The sequence below is a fragment of the Alteromonas sp. WD8-37 genome, assembly GCF_055326825.1.
In genome coordinates this window covers 75,696-92,425 of record NZ_JBUZOV010000009.1, presented here as the reverse complement: position 1 = coordinate 92,425, position 16,730 = coordinate 75,696, and the positions used below count along the sequence as shown (strand labels likewise).

12 protein-coding genes and 5 tRNA genes are annotated in these 16,730 nt (G+C 50.8%); 15 read left to right on the top strand and 2 right to left on the bottom strand.

What is annotated here, in order from left to right; all coding sequences use genetic code 11:
• Positions 1-685: 685 nt before the first annotated feature.
• From ACTUJZ_RS15260 to ACTUJZ_RS15245, 4 genes are read left to right on the top strand one after another with little or no spacing between them, the layout of a single operon-like run.
• Positions 686-1,609 (top strand): ABC transporter ATP-binding protein, encoded by a 924-nt coding sequence (locus tag ACTUJZ_RS15260; protein WP_463637201.1) that lies wholly within the window; start codon positions 686-688, stop codon positions 1,607-1,609.
• Entirely contained in the window at positions 1,606-2,340 is a 735-nt protein-coding gene (locus tag ACTUJZ_RS15255; RefSeq protein WP_463637200.1) for an ABC transporter permease subunit, read from the top strand. Before ACTUJZ_RS15260 ends, ACTUJZ_RS15255 begins: the two co-directional genes overlap by 4 nt.
• 3 nt (positions 2,341-2,343) lie before the next feature.
• On the top strand, positions 2,344-4,194 hold the full coding sequence (locus tag ACTUJZ_RS15250; RefSeq protein ID WP_463637199.1) for a GldG family protein: 1,851 nt from the start codon (positions 2,344-2,346) through the stop codon (positions 4,192-4,194).
• A gap of 8 nt (positions 4,195-4,202) precedes the next feature.
• Positions 4,203-5,195 (top strand): DUF4340 domain-containing protein, encoded by a 993-nt coding sequence (locus ACTUJZ_RS15245; RefSeq protein WP_463637198.1) that lies wholly within the window; start codon positions 4,203-4,205, stop codon positions 5,193-5,195.
• Between the two features lie 44 nt (positions 5,196-5,239).
• On the opposite strand, the gene ACTUJZ_RS15240 is transcribed toward ACTUJZ_RS15245, so the two are convergent.
• Both ACTUJZ_RS15240 and folD read right to left on the bottom strand, forming a co-directional pair.
• The gene (locus ACTUJZ_RS15240) at positions 5,240-5,797 is read right to left on the bottom strand and encodes a DUF1415 domain-containing protein (RefSeq protein ID WP_463637197.1); all 558 of its coding nucleotides are present in this window, start codon (positions 5,795-5,797) and stop codon (positions 5,240-5,242) included.
• Positions 5,794-6,648 (bottom strand): bifunctional methylenetetrahydrofolate dehydrogenase/methenyltetrahydrofolate cyclohydrolase FolD, encoded by an 855-nt coding sequence (gene folD, locus ACTUJZ_RS15235; protein WP_463637196.1) that lies wholly within the window; start codon positions 6,646-6,648, stop codon positions 5,794-5,796. Before folD ends, ACTUJZ_RS15240 begins: the two co-directional genes overlap by 4 nt.
• Before the next feature lie 400 nt (positions 6,649-7,048).
• On the opposite strand from folD, the gene ACTUJZ_RS15230 reads away from it, so the two are divergent.
• The 11 genes from ACTUJZ_RS15230 (at position 7,049) to ACTUJZ_RS15180 (ending at position 16,675) form a co-directional block, all read left to right on the top strand.
• Positions 7,049-7,125 (top strand) — tRNA-Pro (locus ACTUJZ_RS15230).
• A 23-nt stretch (positions 7,126-7,148) separates the two neighbouring features.
• Positions 7,149-7,225, top strand: a tRNA-Arg gene (locus tag ACTUJZ_RS15225).
• Between the two features lie 105 nt (positions 7,226-7,330).
• Positions 7,331-7,406: transfer RNA gene (locus tag ACTUJZ_RS15220), tRNA-His, on the top strand.
• Positions 7,407-7,413: 7 nt separating this feature from the next.
• A tRNA-Leu gene (locus tag ACTUJZ_RS15215) sits at positions 7,414-7,498 on the top strand.
• A gap of 24 nt (positions 7,499-7,522) precedes the next feature.
• Positions 7,523-7,599 (top strand) — tRNA-Pro (locus ACTUJZ_RS15210).
• Positions 7,600-7,861: 262 nt separating this feature from the next.
• Positions 7,862-9,166, top strand: a complete 1,305-nt coding sequence (gene tig / locus ACTUJZ_RS15205; protein WP_463637195.1) for a trigger factor — start codon at positions 7,862-7,864, stop codon at positions 9,164-9,166.
• A gap of 98 nt (positions 9,167-9,264) precedes the next feature.
• On the top strand, positions 9,265-9,891 hold the full coding sequence (gene clpP / locus ACTUJZ_RS15200; RefSeq protein ID WP_463637194.1) for an ATP-dependent Clp endopeptidase proteolytic subunit ClpP: 627 nt from the start codon (positions 9,265-9,267) through the stop codon (positions 9,889-9,891).
• Positions 9,892-9,963: 72 nt separating this feature from the next.
• On the top strand, positions 9,964-11,241 hold the full coding sequence (gene clpX / locus ACTUJZ_RS15195) for an ATP-dependent protease ATP-binding subunit ClpX (RefSeq protein ID WP_463637193.1): 1,278 nt from the start codon (positions 9,964-9,966) through the stop codon (positions 11,239-11,241).
• Positions 11,242-11,565: 324 nt separating this feature from the next.
• Positions 11,566-13,917: an endopeptidase La gene (lon, locus tag ACTUJZ_RS15190; protein ID WP_463637192.1), complete on the top strand. Its 2,352-nt coding sequence runs from the start codon at positions 11,566-11,568 to the stop codon at positions 13,915-13,917.
• 322 nt (positions 13,918-14,239) lie between these two features.
• Complete coding sequence (gene hupB / locus ACTUJZ_RS15185; RefSeq protein ID WP_262995626.1) at positions 14,240-14,512, top strand: nucleoid-associated protein HU-beta; 273 nt, start codon at positions 14,240-14,242, stop codon at positions 14,510-14,512.
• 273 nt (positions 14,513-14,785) lie between these two features.
• Positions 14,786-16,675 (top strand): SurA N-terminal domain-containing protein, encoded by a 1,890-nt coding sequence (locus ACTUJZ_RS15180; RefSeq protein WP_463637191.1) that lies wholly within the window; start codon positions 14,786-14,788, stop codon positions 16,673-16,675.
• Positions 16,676-16,730: the final 55 nt, after the last annotated feature.

Below are 16,730 nucleotides of genomic sequence, written 5' to 3'. Positions count from 1 at the left end.
TGCGAATACATGCATGGACAGGGTTAGCTACCCAAATAGAGTCCGAATATACGCACGCATCAAACTTTTTACTGGGTCACAAACGTGTTGCTTAACAGGAGGAGTCCATATACGGGATGACGGAGTTTTTTGGAGACCCCGCCCTTCGTTGGGATGACTTTACATTTTGGCCCGACGCCCGTCTGGATGACGCACCCGAAAGTGATCGCGGTGCAGGCCGCGATCTCCTTCTATTACGAGTAATGCTGGGTACACCGAGCAGTGTTTGGGAGATCCTGACTTTCGTCGGGATGACGATATTGTTTGGCGTTAGTAGGACGAAACTGAAAATCGTCATGGCGGCGCAAACTGTCATTTTAGTGAGTTGCCAGCGACATTATGGGAGATCCCGGCGTGCGCCGGGATGACAATATTCTTTGGCATCAGCAGGACAAAACTGAAAATCGTCATGGCGGCGCACGCCGCCATCTCCATAATATACTAGCGATGCTTTGAAAGGCCTCGGCCTATGCAAACCAAACGGGCCTTACAACTTTTTTACCCCCCAAGGTGAACCGCAAAGCTAACAATTACATATTGCTATGATTGATTTTTTTTCCTAAAGCATTCTTAATAATGCGTTATACCGTGCTGCACGCTGCCACCGTTGCAGCCAGGCAGTACTTGCGATCGTAGCAGGATAACCATGATCTCAGTGACAAATCTTTGTAAGTCATTCGGCGCATTAACCGCGGTCGACGATTTATCGTTTGAAATATATGCCGGTGACATCGTGGGATTTTTAGGCCCCAACGGAGCGGGGAAATCTACCACCATGAAAATGCTGACCGGGTTTTTGACCCCGTCGTCTGGCCATGTGCGCGTCGAAGGCCAGCGCATGAGCCAGCATACCAGCCGTTTGCAACGTATGATTGGCTATCTGCCAGAAGGCGCGCCTGCCTACGAAGAAATGACGGTGTATCAATTTTTATGTTTTATCGCCGACATACGCCAACTCACCCGCAAGCAAAAACAAGCCGGCTTGCAACGGGTGATTGACCAACTCGATTTGTACAAAGTGCTGGACCAGAAGATAGAAAATCTGTCAAAAGGGTTCAAGCGTCGGGTCGGGCTGGCCCAGGCCATCATTCATGACCCCAAAATTTTGATCTTAGACGAGCCCACCGACGGCCTCGACCCCATTCAAAAACACCAGGTACGCAACCTAATTACCAGCTTATCCAAGGACAAACTGGTGATCATTTCCACCCACATTTTAGAAGAAGTGAGCGCGGTGTGTAACCGGGTAATGATCATTGCCCGCGGCCAGCTCAAATTTGATGGCACGCCGCTGCAATTACAGCAGCAGTCAAAATATTTTCACGCGGTGACGCTTAAACTCAGTTACGCGGCGGACATTACCGGCCTGCTGGAAGTAGACGGCGTGGATGATATGCAGGTGGACAAACAAACCGGTGAGGTCACACTGTTCCCGGAACCGGGCAAATACATTTTAGGGCCGCTTACCGAGTACATCCAGCATTACAAACTGCCTATCGATCGCTTACATGTGGAAGAAGGCAAGCTGGATGATGTGTTTTTAGCTATTACCCAGCAGGAGCGTGCATGAACCGGACCCTGACTATTGCACGGCGCGAATTTGCTGCGTTTTTTGCAACGCCCATCGCTTATGTGTTTATCTCAATCTTTTTGATATTAAGTGGCATGTTTACGTTTCTGGTCGGCGACTTATACGAGCGCGGCCAGGCGGATTTGCTGCCGTTTTTCAATTTTCATCCGTGGCTGTATTTATTTCTGGTACCGGCTATTGCCATGCGCTGTTGGGCGGAGGAACGCCGCGCGGGTACCATTGAACTACTGATGACGCTGCCCATCACCATCTGGCAGGCGGTGTTAGGTAAATTTCTGGCGGCCTGGGCCATCCTGTTGGTGGCCCTGGCGCTGACCTTTCCCATTTGGCTAACAGTGAACTATCTGGGGCAGCCGGATAACGGGGTGATTGCGACAGCGTACCTGGGCAGCTGGCTGATGGCCGGCGCCTTTCTGGCCATATCAATGTGTATGTCGGCGCTAACCAAAAATCAGGTGGTTGCTTTTGTGCTGGCGGTGCTGGTGTGCTTTTTATTTGTGGTCAGCGGCACCTCGGTGGTGTTGGATGCCTTTACCGACTGGGTTAGCCCCACCACGCTGGATGTAATTGCCCAGTTTAGTTTTGTACAGCATTTTGATGCGCTGGCCAAAGGGGTGCTGGCACTCAATGATGTGCTGTATTTTTTGATAGTAGGATCGCTATGGCTGTATGCCAGCCTGATTATCATTGAACAGAAAAAAGCGCAGTAAACCATGAATAAATCAACCGCCTACATCACCCTGGCGTTACTGGCCATCTTGCTGGCCGCACTGGTCATTGTGAATAATCAGTTATTGGACCGGTGGCGGGTGGATGTGACCGAGCAACAAATTTATACGCTGTCTGCGGGCAGCAAAGCCGTCATTAGCGAGCTGGAAGAGCCGGTGACTCTGCACTTTTTCTTTTCTGATGATGCCACCAAAGGCATGACAGCGTTGCGTAACTATGCCGACCGGGTCGAAAGCCTGTTACGAGAATATGTGCAGGCCAGTGATGGCAAGGTGCGCCTGCGGGTAATTGACCCCGAACCTTTTTCTGCCGCCGAAGATAAAGCCGCCCAGTTTGGCCTCACCGGTGCTTCATTGGGAAACAACAACCAAACCGTGTATTTTGGCCTGGCGGGCACCAATACCCTGGATGACCAGCTGGCCATCGGCTTTTTCGACCCGCAAAAAGAACAATTTTTAGAATACGATATCAGTAAGTTGTTGTATCAGCTAAGCATTGCCCAACAACCCAAGCTAGCGCTGGTCACCCAACTTCCGGTGCGTGGGGGCCAAAACCCGGTCAGCGGCCAGTACGAGCCACCCATGGTGCTTTTTGAGCAGCTATCCCACTTGTTCGATGTCCATGTAGTGCCGGCTGATGCCACTGAGTTACCGCAGGGCACTGACATTGTGATGCTGGCGCATCCGCCAACCCTGCAAGACCCGCTCAAATACGCGATTGACCAGTTTGCCATGGCTCAGGGGCAGGTGCTGGTATTTGCCGATCCGCATTACGAGTCAGACATGCTTAGCCTGCTGGGGAACCCGCAAGCCAACCGCTCTGACTTAAGTTTACTGGAAAGCTGGGGGATTGATATCGACCCGGCCAATGTGGTGCTTGATGGCACCTTGGGGTTGGAGGTGCAGAGCGCCAGTGGTCAGGTGGTACGGCATCCTGCCATGCTGGGGTTGAGCCCCGAGCAGCTTGACCGTGACGATGTGATCACCGCCAATCTGGAGTCTATCAATCTGGCTTCGGCCGGGCATATTTCTCTGATGGCCTCCTCTACACTGGATATGACGCCAATACTCACCAGCAGTGAAGACAGTTTTTTACACCCTACCGATGCGTATCTGGACACGCCGGATCCCAGCGTGCTGCAGCAAGCATTAGGAGAGCAGGGCCGGCAGTTCACTCTGGCAGCACATATTTCCGGGACCACTATCTCGGCGTTTGGCGAAGCATTACCCGGCCCGCATGACAGGCCATTTAAAGCCACCACAGAGCAGTTGAATGTACTGGTGGTGGCCGACGCTGACTTGCTGGCAGATCGGTTCTGGGTGCAGCAAACCGCCTTTTTCGGCCAAACCATGTATACGCCGTTTGCCAACAATGGCGACTTTGTCACCAACGCAGCAGAAAACCTGGCCGGTAGCAATGCGCTTATCAGTATCCGCAGCCGGGGCCAATCGAGCCGGCCATTTTCCCGGGTAGAGCGTTTACAACAGGCTGCGCAGAAGAAATTTCGCAGCCATGAGCAGCAGCTGCAGGATGAGCTGGCGCAAACCGAAGCGCAGCTGGCACAACTGCAAAGCCAACAAGGGCAGGGGCCAACCCTGGTTTTAACCGAGGCGCAACAGCAGGCCATTGATGCGTTTGTGGAAAAACGGGTGGCGATTCGCAAACAGCTGCGGGACGTGCAATATGAATTGGAAAGTGACATCGACAAACTGGGCAACTGGCTGAAATTTATCAATATCGCCGCTGCTCCGCTGGTGTTGGTCATGTCGTTGTATTTGCTATCGGTGGTGCTGCGACAGCGCGCAGGACGCCGGTTTACCAAGGAAAAACCATGAATGTGCGCATGGGATTACTAGCGGGACTGGTGGTGGGAGCTTCTGTGGGCGCCTGGTATGTATTGGACAATGGTCAGGCTCGACCGGCACCACCGGACAATCAGCAGTTGCAGGCCATGGCCGCCAGCATAAAAGCAGTCAACACCGTACATATTGAAAATGCCGCTGGCGTGCTGTTTCGCGCCGAGCGGGAAGATGGCCAGTGGTATGCCACACACATGGATGACACTCTGCGTTTTCCAGTGGATACCAAGGCCTTATCAACTTTGCTGCGGCGGCTAGAAAAAGCCAGGCTGGTGGAGCAAAAAACCGCCAGCGAAGCCCTATACCCGCGCCTAGGGGTGGAAGAGTTAAGTGCCGAGGATGCCGCCTCGGTATTACTCAGCCTGGAGACTGGCCAGGCTCAGTGGCAATGGCTGGTGGGCAAAAGGGCCAAGGGCCAGCGAGGTCACTTTGTGCGCGCACAAGAGGCTAAAACTAGCTTGTTGATTGATCAGGTCATACCCCTGCCGGCCACCGCCTCAGAATGGCTGAGCCAGCAAATTTTAACCTTCAGCAGCGGCCAGATATCGCAGGTGGTGTACACTGCCGCCGATGGCAGTGCGCTATTGTTGAAACGTGGCGAAGGAGAAGCCTGGCAGGCGCGGGCCGCCAATACGCCACAGGCTGGCCAGGTTGACCCGCAATCATTGAGTTATCCGGGGGTGCTGGCCCAGACCATAGACGATTTGGTCGGGTTTAAGTATCTAACGGTACAGCCGTGGCGCGAAGCATCTTGGCAGGCCTCAGAGCAGGCCGGGCAGGTGGCAGTCACCCTGCGCAGCGGGCAACAGTGGCTGTTGGCGATAAGCACCCCTGACGAATTGGGGCATTATCATGTACATATTCGAGGCGATGCCGCCCCTGAATGGCTCAATGACTGGCTGTTTGTGGTGTCGGGCTATCAGGGTCGCAGTCTGCTTACCACGACTGAAAGTCTTACTGCCGCGCCGGCTTCTTAACTGGCGGCTACACCAGGTTGCCGGGCGGCAGGCTGCTGGGTGCGTTAGGCCTTGGTTTCGGGCTCCGCCCGGCACTGCGCCAGCTCTGCGGCCAGCTGTTCACCGCCTAAGGCGTGTGTGGTGGCCAGGTTGTTTTCAAAAATCGCGGCTGGATCGTCGTGAAACTTCAACGCTTCAGAAATTTCCGCCTCACGCAAAATGTGCAGTGTGGGGAAGGGCGAGCGGTTGGTAAAATGTGATGGCGCGTTAGCCGGTTCACCTTCAAACAAATAGTCTGGATGAAAGCTGGCCAGTTGATACGTGCCTTCATAGTGCCACTGGCCTAGCATGACCTGTGCTAAATCCAGCATATCCAGATATTGATCAAAATCACTTAAAGCCGGCAGCATGATGAGGGTGGTCGACACTTCATTCTGCTGGTCCAGTCGCTGGCACTCACGATGTAGCGCCAGCATAATATCATCCAGCTTAGGCGCATGGCACACTGTGTAGTGAATGCTATTGGCCTGCTGCACAAAGCGGGCAAACGGGCAAAAGTTATGCCCGATGACCATAGTATCAAGCCAGCGTTGGGTGGCTGCAATAATCTGGCTGTCGCTCATGAGTGAAATTTCACGTAGGCTTCTAAGGTGTTTTCAATCAGGCTGGCTACTGTCATGGGGCCCACACCGCCGGGCACCGGGGTGATCCAACCCGCCCGCTCTTTGGCTTGTTCAAATTCCACGTCACCGCCTAATGAGCCGTCGGCCATGCGGTTGATGCCCACATCTATCACGATGGCACCAGGTTTGATCCAGTCACCCGGAATAAAGTCGGATTTGCCCACCGCGACCACCAACAGATCCGCGCGGCTGACATGCGCGCGCAAGTCTTTAGTGAACTTATGACACGTGGTAACAGTGCAACCTGCTAGTAGCAGCTCCAGGGCCATAGGCCGACCCACTATATTAGAAGCCCCCACAATCACAGCATCCAGGCCTTTTACCGGGCGCTTGGTGGCCTCAATCATGGTCATGATGCCTTTGGGCGTGCATGGACGTAAGGCTGGGATACGTTGGGCCAAACGCCCAATATTGTAGGGGTGAAAACCATCAACATCTTTATGCGGATGAATATGCTCCAGAATCTCTTCTGCATTGAGGCCCGCCGGTAAGGGCAGTTGCACCAAAATGCCATCCACTTCCGGATCATTGTTTAACTCATCAATCAGGCTCATCAATGACGCCTGGTCAGTATCCGACGGTAAGTCAAACGAGCGCGAGACAAACCCCACCTCTTCGCAGGCTTTGCGTTTATTAGCTACATATACCTGTGACGCAGAATCCGACCCCACTAATACCACCGCCAGGCCTGGCGGCCGTTTATTGGCGTTTTTTAATGAGGCGACATAAGACGAAACATGCTGACGAACTTGCTTGGCAATCTGCTTGCCATCAATGATGTGCGCGGTCATAAATGCAAAGACTCTTTAAATTAAGGAAAAAACCAACGTCTGTATTGTTTCACAAAAGCAGGGTGAGCTACCAGCGATTCGCCGGCTTGAATGCGCTCACACACGCAGACTTCTTTTATCAGGGTAAGCAGACTTTCATAGAGAATCTGCAGGCGCCTGATAAAAATGGCGAGTCGGTGGCGGCTTTCATCGTGCTTGTTAGTATTATTCTAAAGATTAGAAAGAGGCTGTTTCGGCCCTTTTTGGCTTAAAAACCAACATTTTGTACATTAAACCTACTGCGCTGCCTGCTTTGTGAGCGCTTGGTATTTTTATTTGAAAAAGTGTTTGACGAGATGGGGGGGAGTCAGTAATATTCGCAACCCGTAACGGCGAGGAACGAAAACGCCGATACGTATGGCGGTGAGTGGCGCAGTTTGGTAGCGCACTTGGTTTGGGTCCAAGGGGTCGCAGGTTCAAATCCTGTCTCACCGACCACTTTGCTAACGAGGATTCGTCGGGCGCCCGTAGCTCAGCTGGATAGAGCAACGGCCTTCTAAGCCGTGGGTCGCAGGTTCGAATCCTGCCGGGCGCGCCATTTTAAGCGGGTCGGGTAAGAAAAATAATCTGTCAGAAAACACTGACATTCAGTGTAAAATGATGATAGCATTAGTTTTCAAGTCGTTAGTCAACACCATCTATGGTGGGCGTAGCTCAGTTGGTAGAGCCCCGGATTGTGATTCCGGTTGTCGTGGGTTCAAGTCCCATCGTCCACCCCACTTTTTTGCGGAAGTGGTGGAATTGGTAGACACGCTGGATTTAGGTTCCAGTGCTTCACGGCGTGAGAGTTCAAGTCTCTCCTTCCGCACCATATCGTAATACAGTCTATATACATCGGTGAGTGGCGCAGTTTGGTAGCGCACTTGGTTTGGGTCCAAGGGGTCGCAGGTTCAAATCCTGTCTCACCGACCAGTTTCTTTTTTCCCTATCTTCTCTATTATTAAGCCTAAATATGCGTTGTTGGCATGATTTGCCTCGCATTTGTGGCTATTGCCTCTCGACTCAGAAATCTTGTAGCTGTATACTACCGCGTCTTTTTTTAACCAACGTGTTTCAACAGCGATTTGAAATCGTTAGTAGAGAACCTCTGACCCGGTATATTGGCTGTCGCATTGGCAGTGGGAAGGAGGCACGCAAATAAAGCGTCAAACAGACGTACAGTTGAGGTAACATAATGCAAGTTTCAGTCGAGACGACCCAGGGTTTAGAACGCCGTCTTACTATTACCGTACCAGCAGACTCTGTTGATTCAGCGGTAAAGTCACGCCTACAGCAATTAGCGAAAACCCAGCGTATTAACGGTTTCCGTCCAGGCAAGGTTCCAGTTAGCGTCATTCAAAAGCGCTTCGGTCAGGCAGTACGTCAGGAAGTTGCTGGCGATGTTATGCAGCAAAACTTTTACCAAGCGGTAATGCAGGAAAAAATCACACCTGCTGGCATGCCAAAATTTGAGCTGACCAAAGACAAGCAAGGCGAAGACCTGGAATTTGTCGCATCATTTGAAGTCTACCCAGAAGTAGAAGTACAGGGTGTAGATGAGATCGAAGTTGAAAAGCCGGTGGTTGAAATTACCGATGCTGACCTCGATAACATGATGGAGACACTGCAAAAGCAACACGCTACGTGGAAAGAAGTAAAGCGTAAAGCGAAAAAAGATGACCGTGTTGTAATGGATTTTGTCGGCAAGATCGACGGCGAAGAATTTGACGGCGGCAAAGCAGAAGATTTCTCGCTTGAGCTGGGTAAAGGTCGCATGATTCCAGGCTTTGAAGAGCCACTGGTAGGTGCTAAAGCAGGTGACGACGTGACCGTGGAAGTGACTTTCCCAGAAGACTATCACGCCGAAGCGCTGAAAGGTAAAGATGCCGTATTTGACGTTCACGTGAAAAAAGTGGAAGGTCAGGAATTACCAGAAGTGAACGACGAGTTCGCTAAGCTGTTCGGTGTAGAAGATGGCGGCGTTGAAGCACTGAAAGCAGAAGTGCGCAAAAATATGCAACGCGAGCTAGACCAAACACTCAAAGCCAGTGTAAAAGAAGATGTAATTGCAAAACTTCTTGAGAAAAATGATATCACTGTGCCACAGGCCATGATTGATCAGGAAGTCAATGCACTGCGCGAGCAGGCGAAACAGCGTTTCAGCCAGCAAGGCGGTGGTCAGAATATGCCTGATCTGCCAGCTGAACTGTTCACTGACAATGCCAAGCGCCGTGTTTCTATCGGTTTGCTGTTGGGCGAAATCATTAAGACCAACGAGCTGAAGGCCGACGAAGAAAAAGTAAATGCGATGATTGAAACGTCTGCTTCTGCATACGAAGATCCGCAAGAAGTCATTGAATACTATAAAAATAACGAAGAACTGATGCAGCAAATGCAAAATGTTGCATTGGAAGAGCAGGCCATTGAGTGGGTATTAGCGCAAGCTAAGACTCAGGAAGTGACCAAAGCTTTTGACGAGGTAATGAACAAACAGGCCTAATTTTTTGATGCCTGTTTGACTTAACCTGTCAGCAACTGCTTAAATGCTCGGAGCCTTCCGAGCATTTTTGTTTTTAACGCTAACAAATCAAGGTAGATATGATTAACCCATTAGAACCGCAAAACGCACTGGTGCCTATGGTTGTCGAGCAGACATCCAAGGGTGAACGTTCCTACGACATTTATTCGCGTCTATTAAAAGAAAACGTTATTTTCCTGGTGGGTCAGGTCGAAGATCACATGGCCAATCTGATTGTTGCCCAGATGCTGTTTCTGGAAGCGGAAAACCCGGAAAAAGACATCTACCTGTACATCAACTCTCCGGGTGGCTCGGTCACCGCGGGCATGGCGATTTACGACACCATGAACTTTATTAAACCTGACGTGAGCACGGTATGTGTGGGTCAGGCGGCAAGTATGGGCGCATTTTTGCTGTCCGGTGGTGCCAAAGGTAAGCGTTATTGTCTGCCTAACTCCCGGGTCATGATCCATCAACCATTGGGTGGATTCCAGGGGCAAGCCTCTGATTTTGAAATTCATGCCAAAGAAATTCTGTCGATTAAAGAAAAACTGAACCGCTTGCTGGCTCAGCATACCGGCCAGGATTATGAGACAGTAGCGCGTGACACTGATCGCGACAACTTCTTAAGTGCGACCGAAGCCAAAGAGTACGGTTTGATCGACCAGGTTCTTACAAATCGATCTGACGCTGCTACTACAAAGTAGTATATTATTAAGTAGTCCGGACTTCCGCTTGGTATGGTTTTTTGAGTCCGGTCAAGGCAGAGGCATAACGTAATGAGTGATAAACAGAACTCAGACGGTGACAATAAATTATTGTACTGCTCATTTTGTGGCAAAAGTCAGCATGAGGTAAGAAAGCTGATTGCAGGGCCGTCCGTTTTTATCTGTGATGAATGTGTCGAGCTATGTAACGACATTATTCGCGAAGAAATTAAAGAGATAGCGCCAAAACAAAAACAGGATGCCTTGCCCAAGCCGCATGAGATTCATTCGCATCTGGATGATTATGTAATTGGGCAGGAGCATGCTAAAAAAGTCTTGTCGGTGGCGGTGTATAACCACTACAAACGCCTGCGCCACGGTGATGTGCATGAAGGCGTCGAACTGGGCAAAAGTAATATTTTGCTGATCGGCCCCACCGGCAGTGGTAAAACCCTGCTGGCTGAAACCCTGGCGCGCTTACTCGATGTGCCGTTCACAATGGCCGATGCCACCACCTTAACCGAAGCCGGTTATGTGGGTGAGGATGTTGAAAACATCATCCAGAAATTGCTGCAAAAATGCGATTATGATGTGGAAAAAGCCCAGCGCGGAATTGTGTACATCGACGAAATCGACAAGATTTCGCGTAAGTCTGATAACCCGTCGATTACCCGCGACGTATCGGGTGAAGGGGTGCAGCAAGCCTTGTTGAAACTGATTGAAGGCACTGTTGCTTCGGTTCCGCCGCAAGGTGGCCGTAAGCATCCCCAGCAGGAATTTTTGCAGGTCGACACGTCTAAGATCCTGTTCATCTGTGGCGGGGCATTTGCCGGCCTGGATAAAGTGATTGAACAACGTGCCGCAGTAGGCAGCGGTATTGGCTTTGGCGCGAAAGTAAAGTCCAAAGAAAATCAGCAAGCCGCAGGTGAGTTGTTTAAACAGGTTGAACCGGAAGATTTGGTTAAATATGGCCTGATCCCTGAGTTCATCGGCCGGTTACCGGTGGTTACCAGCTTAGAAGAGCTGAATGAAGAAGCCTTGATTCAGATCTTGCGTGAGCCGAAAAATGCCATCACCAAACAATACGGTGCCTTGTTTGCCATCGAAGATGTTGAACTGGAATTTCGTGATGATGCCTTGCAGGCTATTGCGAAAAAAGCCATGCACCGCAAAACCGGCGCGCGCGGGCTGCGCTCAATTGTAGAAGGTGTCTTGCTGGACACCATGTACGATTTACCGGCCATGGACGATGTCAAAAAAGTGGTAATTGATGAAACCGTGATCCGCGGAGAATCAAAACCAATTTTGATTTATGAAAATGCAGAAAATAAAAAAGCTGCATCGGAGTAAATGAAAAAAAGATAAGAAAAAGACCCTCCGGGGTCTTTTTTTGTGTCTGTGTTTTACCTACACAGATTAATGCTACGGTACCAACAAATGCGCTGGCATTTAGCTGAGCATCGCGTATCTGGCGGTGCGTAGCATCACGCTCCTACCACAAATCATTTGCCATCAGCCGATAAATGGTTAAAGGTAAGAGCCACTGTGTCGGTAATACAACAGCCGATGCCTGACAGGTAACCTGTATTTATCTTGCTGATATGCATATAAACGTTTGAACTTTGCAGCACTAACCCCATATAAATCGACATTAGCAACTAATAGAGTATTCGTATGACAACGACGCGTGAAAATCGCATAGAGATCCCCGTACTGGCATTACGGGATGTAGTGGTCTATCCCCATATGGTCATACCTTTATTTGTCGGCCGTGAAAAATCGATCCGCTGCTTAGAAGCAGCCATGGAAAACGACAAACAAATTTTTCTGGTAGCCCAAAAAGATGCCAGTGTGGATGAACCTGAAGCCGACGACATATACAGCGTAGGCACCATCGCCACCATTTTGCAGTTGTTAAAACTGCCCGACGGCACGGTAAAAGTGCTGGTAGAAGGCAATGTGCGCGGTGAAATCGATAGCTATACCCAGGCCGAGCCTTACTACACCGCTACGGTGAACAAGGTTCAGGACGAAGCCATTGCCGAAAATGAGCAGGAAGTACTGATCCGCTCAGCGGTGTCTCAGTTTGAAGGCTATGTGAAGCTGAACAAAAAGATTCCACCTGAGGTGCTAACCTCGTTAAATGGCATTGAAGATGCGGCGCGCCTGGCTGATACCATGGCGGCCCACATGCCGTTAAAGCTGACCGAAAAGCAAAAAGTGCTGGAGATGAAAGGGGTCAATGAACGCCTGGAATACCTGATGGCACTGATGGAAGGTGAGATTGATCTACTGCAGGTGGAAAAGAAAATCCGTACGCGGGTCAAAAAGCAGATGGAAAAGTCTCAGCGCGAGTACTATTTGAATGAGCAAATGAAAGCCATTCAAAAAGAGCTGGGCGAGATGGATGACGCGCCGGATGAATTTGAGGCATTAAGCAAAAAAATCACCGACAGCAAGATGCCTAAAGAAGCCGAGGAAAAAGCCCGCGCGGAATTGCAAAAGCTGAAAATGATGTCGCCCATGTCGGCAGAGGCCACCGTGGTGCGCAGCTATATTGAATGGCTGACCAATGTACCATGGCAAAAACGCAGCCCGGTCAAACGTGATCTGGCCCGTGCCGAAAAAGTACTGGACGCTGATCACTATGGCCTGGAAAAGGTCAAAGAGCGCATCATCGAATACCTGGCGGTACAACAACGGGTGAAAAAACTGAAAGGGCCTATCTTGTGTCTGGTAGGGCCGCCCGGGGTAGGGAAAACCTCACTGGGTCAGTCGGTGGCCAAAGCCACTGGTCGCAAATATGTTCGCATGGCGTTAGGCGGCGTGCGGGATGAGGCTGAGATCCGCGGCCACCGCCGTACGTACATCGGCTCAATGCCGGGCAAGCTGATTCAGAATATGACCAAAGTGGGCGTGAAAAACCCGCTGTTTCTGTTGGATGAGATCGACAAAATGTCGGCCGATATGCGCGGGGACCCGGCTTCGGCGTTACTGGAAGTGCTGGACCCGGAGCAAAACAACAAATTTTCCGATCACTATCTGGAAGTAGACTACGATCTGTCGGATGTCATGTTTGTGGCAACGTCTAACAGTATGAATATTCCTGGCCCGTTGCTGGACAGAATGGAAGTGATTCGGTTATCCGGCTACACCGAAGATGAAAAGCTGAACATCGCTACTGGCCACTTGATTAGCAAGCAGATGGAACGCAATGGTTTAAAATCCGATGAACTGGAAATTACCGAGTCAGCGATCATTGGTATTATTCGTTACTACACACGCGAAGCGGGTGTGCGTAACCTGGAACGCGAAATCTCCAAGGTCTGCCGCAAGGCAGTCAAAGATATCCTGTTATCTTCCACCAAGGATAAAGTGGTGGTGACCCAGGAGAACCTGAAAGATTATCTGGGTGTGCAGCGCCATGACTATGGCAAAGCTGATAAAGAAAACCAGATTGGTCAGGTAACCGGTCTGGCCTGGACCCAGGTGGGCGGCGACCTGCTGACCATCGAAACCAGCACCGTACCAGGCAAGGGAAAGATGACTTCCACCGGTTCTCTGGGCGATGTCATGCAAGAGTCCATTAAAGCAGCTATGACCGTGGTGCGTAGCCGTGCCGACAAGCTGCGCATTAATGCAGACTTTTATGAAAAACGTGACATCCATGTGCATGTGCCTGAGGGTGCCACGCCAAAAGACGGCCCGTCTGCCGGTATTGCCATGTGTACTGCGCTAGTTTCGTCATTAACCGGAAATCCGGTGAAGTGCGATGTGGCCATGACCGGTGAAATCACCCTGCGTGGCGAAGTGTTAGCGATTGGCGGCCTCAAAGAAAAGCTATTGGCTGCACACCGCGGCGGAATTAAAACCGTAGTGATCCCACATGAAAATGAACGCGACCTGGAAGAGATCCCGGACAATGTTAAACAAGCCCTGTCAATTCATCCGGTAAAATGGATTGATGAGGTGTTAGACATCGCCCTGGAACATCCAGTGGAGTCGTTCGAAGTAGTGAACGCGTAAGCGTCTGCTAACATGGCTGCAGGTCCTGATATGAAAGGGTCGCAGCCATTTTTTTGGGCCTGGCGGGTTAAAAAACATCCAATATCCGCCAATTCCCTCACTTTTTTTAAAAATAGGGCTTTCAAGCGAGAAAAGTTGTGTTACCTTTACTCTGAACTCGCTTGAAGCCTTGTCTAGAAAGGGATTGCAGCGAATCATTACAAATTAACGAATCGAAACACACTGCTTGATGTTACCTATCAAGCTTGTTATAACGTTCCGGTAATTAATACATACATTGTTTCGGACAAACAGTATAATAACAAACGAAGGGGATCTAATTGTGAACAAGTCTCAACTCATCGACCAAATCGCTGCTGGTGCGGACATCTCTAAAGCGGCTGCAGGCCGAGCGCTTGATGCATTCACTGATTCAGTAACAGCTGCGCTTAAAGACGGTGACCAAGTTGCACTAGTCGGTTTCGGCACATTCGCTGTTCGTGAGCGTTCAGCTCGCAGTGGCCGTAACCCACAAACTGGTGAGACTATTCAGATTTCAGCAGCTAAAGTACCTTCTTTCAAAGCTGGTAAAGCTTTAAAAGACGCGTGCAACTAAGCACAACGATTTTCAAAAAGGCGATGGTTTGACCATCGCCTTTTTTATTTGTCTGGAATAAAGATTAAGCGCGGCTCCAGCGGCTCAACCAGTATTGCGACCCAGCCAACCCGATGCACCATTGTCGGTATCAGTGGGCAGCAAAAAGCATCGCGTTTGGAACACAAATCGCGCTATAATCCTGCCATCTTTGTCAGTACATTCAGTCAGGAAACCCCTGCAAATACCCATAATTCTGACAAATGTTGTAAGCAACGGAGTTGAAAGTTAATCATGCTAGAAAGAATCCGAGAAGGTTCTCAGAGCCCCTGGGCGATGATCGTTATTGGCCTGGTGGTCTTAAGTTTCGTGTTTGCCGGTGTGGGCAGCTATTTAAGCCAGCCGGGCAGCACTGCAGTGGCCACTGTCAATGGCGAGGAAATTAGCCAGGCCAGCCTTGAGCGAGCCTATGAAAGCCAGCGTGCGCAAATGGAGTCGCAATACGGCGATAGCGTCAGTGCTATGTTTGCCAATGAAGGTTATCTGCAGTCGTTTAAACAAAATGTGCTGCAAAGCCTGATCAATAACAAGCTGGTCGAACAAAAAGCGCAGGACATGGGGCTTCGCATTGGCGATGACCAGATCCGTACCACCATCCGCCAGATGCAGGGCTTCCAAACCGCCGGCCAGTTCGATAATGAACGGTATCTGCAGGTGTTGCGCCAAAATGGCTTTAGTCCAGCTGATTTTCGTGACTACCTGCGTGTGGAGCTGACTCGTGAGCAGCTGTCCCGTGCCCTGCAGGTATCTGCGTTTGCGCTGGATGGCGAAACTCAGCGTGCCTGGCAGCTGCAGTCGCAAACCCGCAATGGTCGCTACTTTATCTTGGATGCCAGCCAGTTTGCCGATAGTGTCGAGCTCACTGACGAAGACATCAGCACTTATTATGAAGCCAACATCGCTGCCTTTGATACCCAGGAACGGGTGAAGATTGCCTATGTTACGCTGGCGGTGGACGATCTGACCGGTGACGTATCAGTGACCGACGAAGATGTGGCCAGCTATTATGAAACCAATAAGCAGAGCTATCGGGAAGAAGAAGAGCGGCGCGTCTCACACATCCTCTTCGAGTTTGGTGAAGACAAAGACGCTGCCCGTGCCGAAGCCGAGCAGGTGGCACAAGAACTGGCGGATGGTGCTGAGTTTGCTTCGTTGGCAGAGCAATACTCTGACGATACCTTTTCGGCCGAGCAGGGCGGTGACCTTGAGTTTATCAACCGGGGTATGATGGGACCGGCATTTGAAGAAGCTGTTTTCAGTCTGCCTGAAACCGGTGCGGTATCTGATGTGGTGGAGTCTGAATTTGGGTTTCACTTAATCAAACTTACCGACATTAAAGAAGAGCAGATCACGGCACTGGCAGAGGTGCGCGATGAGATCCGTGAGCGCCTGCTGACCGACAAAGCCACTGAGCGCTTCTACGATCTGCGTAGCCGCATGGAAGAAGTTGCGTTTGAGGTTCCTGACACACTGAACGATGTGGCCGGCATTGCTGATCAGCCTATCGAGCAAACAGAGCTGTTTAGTCGCGACCAGGCGCCAGAAAGCATGAGCAACCCTATTGTGCTGAACCGTGCTTTCTCCGCCGAGCTGGTGGAGGAGCGCATGAACAGTGAAGTGATTGAACTGGATGACTCAACGGTGATGGTGATGCGGGTGCAGGAGCATGAGCCACAGCGTACGCGTGAGCTAAGTGAAGTACGCAGCAGTATTGAACGCCAGTTGATGGCTGAGCGTGCCCAAGCGGCAGCCTTGCAGTGGGCGGATGAACTGGTCGCAAAACTGACCGCCGGTGAGCCGGTAGACGAGATGTTGGCCGAGTATTCGCTGGAGTGGCAACAAGCCGAGCAGGTAGGTCGTGGTCAAAGCGAATTGCCACAAAATCTGGTTCAGACATTGTTCTCACTGTCTCAGCAGGAAGGACAGCAGGCAGGCAGTGCCGAGCTGGCCTCAGGCAATGTGGGTGTGGTTGAGTTGCTAGGCATTCAACAGGCTGAAGCGCCGGATAAAGAGCTTACCGCGAACCTGCGTCAGCGTTTGGGCAGTGCCTACGGTCAGAGCATGTATCAAAGCTTTGTCAACGGGCTGCGCGCAGAAGCAGATATCGAAATTTTGATGCAGTAATGTCTGGCTGATAAGCCGATACAACGCCCTGTCTGCCAAATGATGTGCAGTCAGG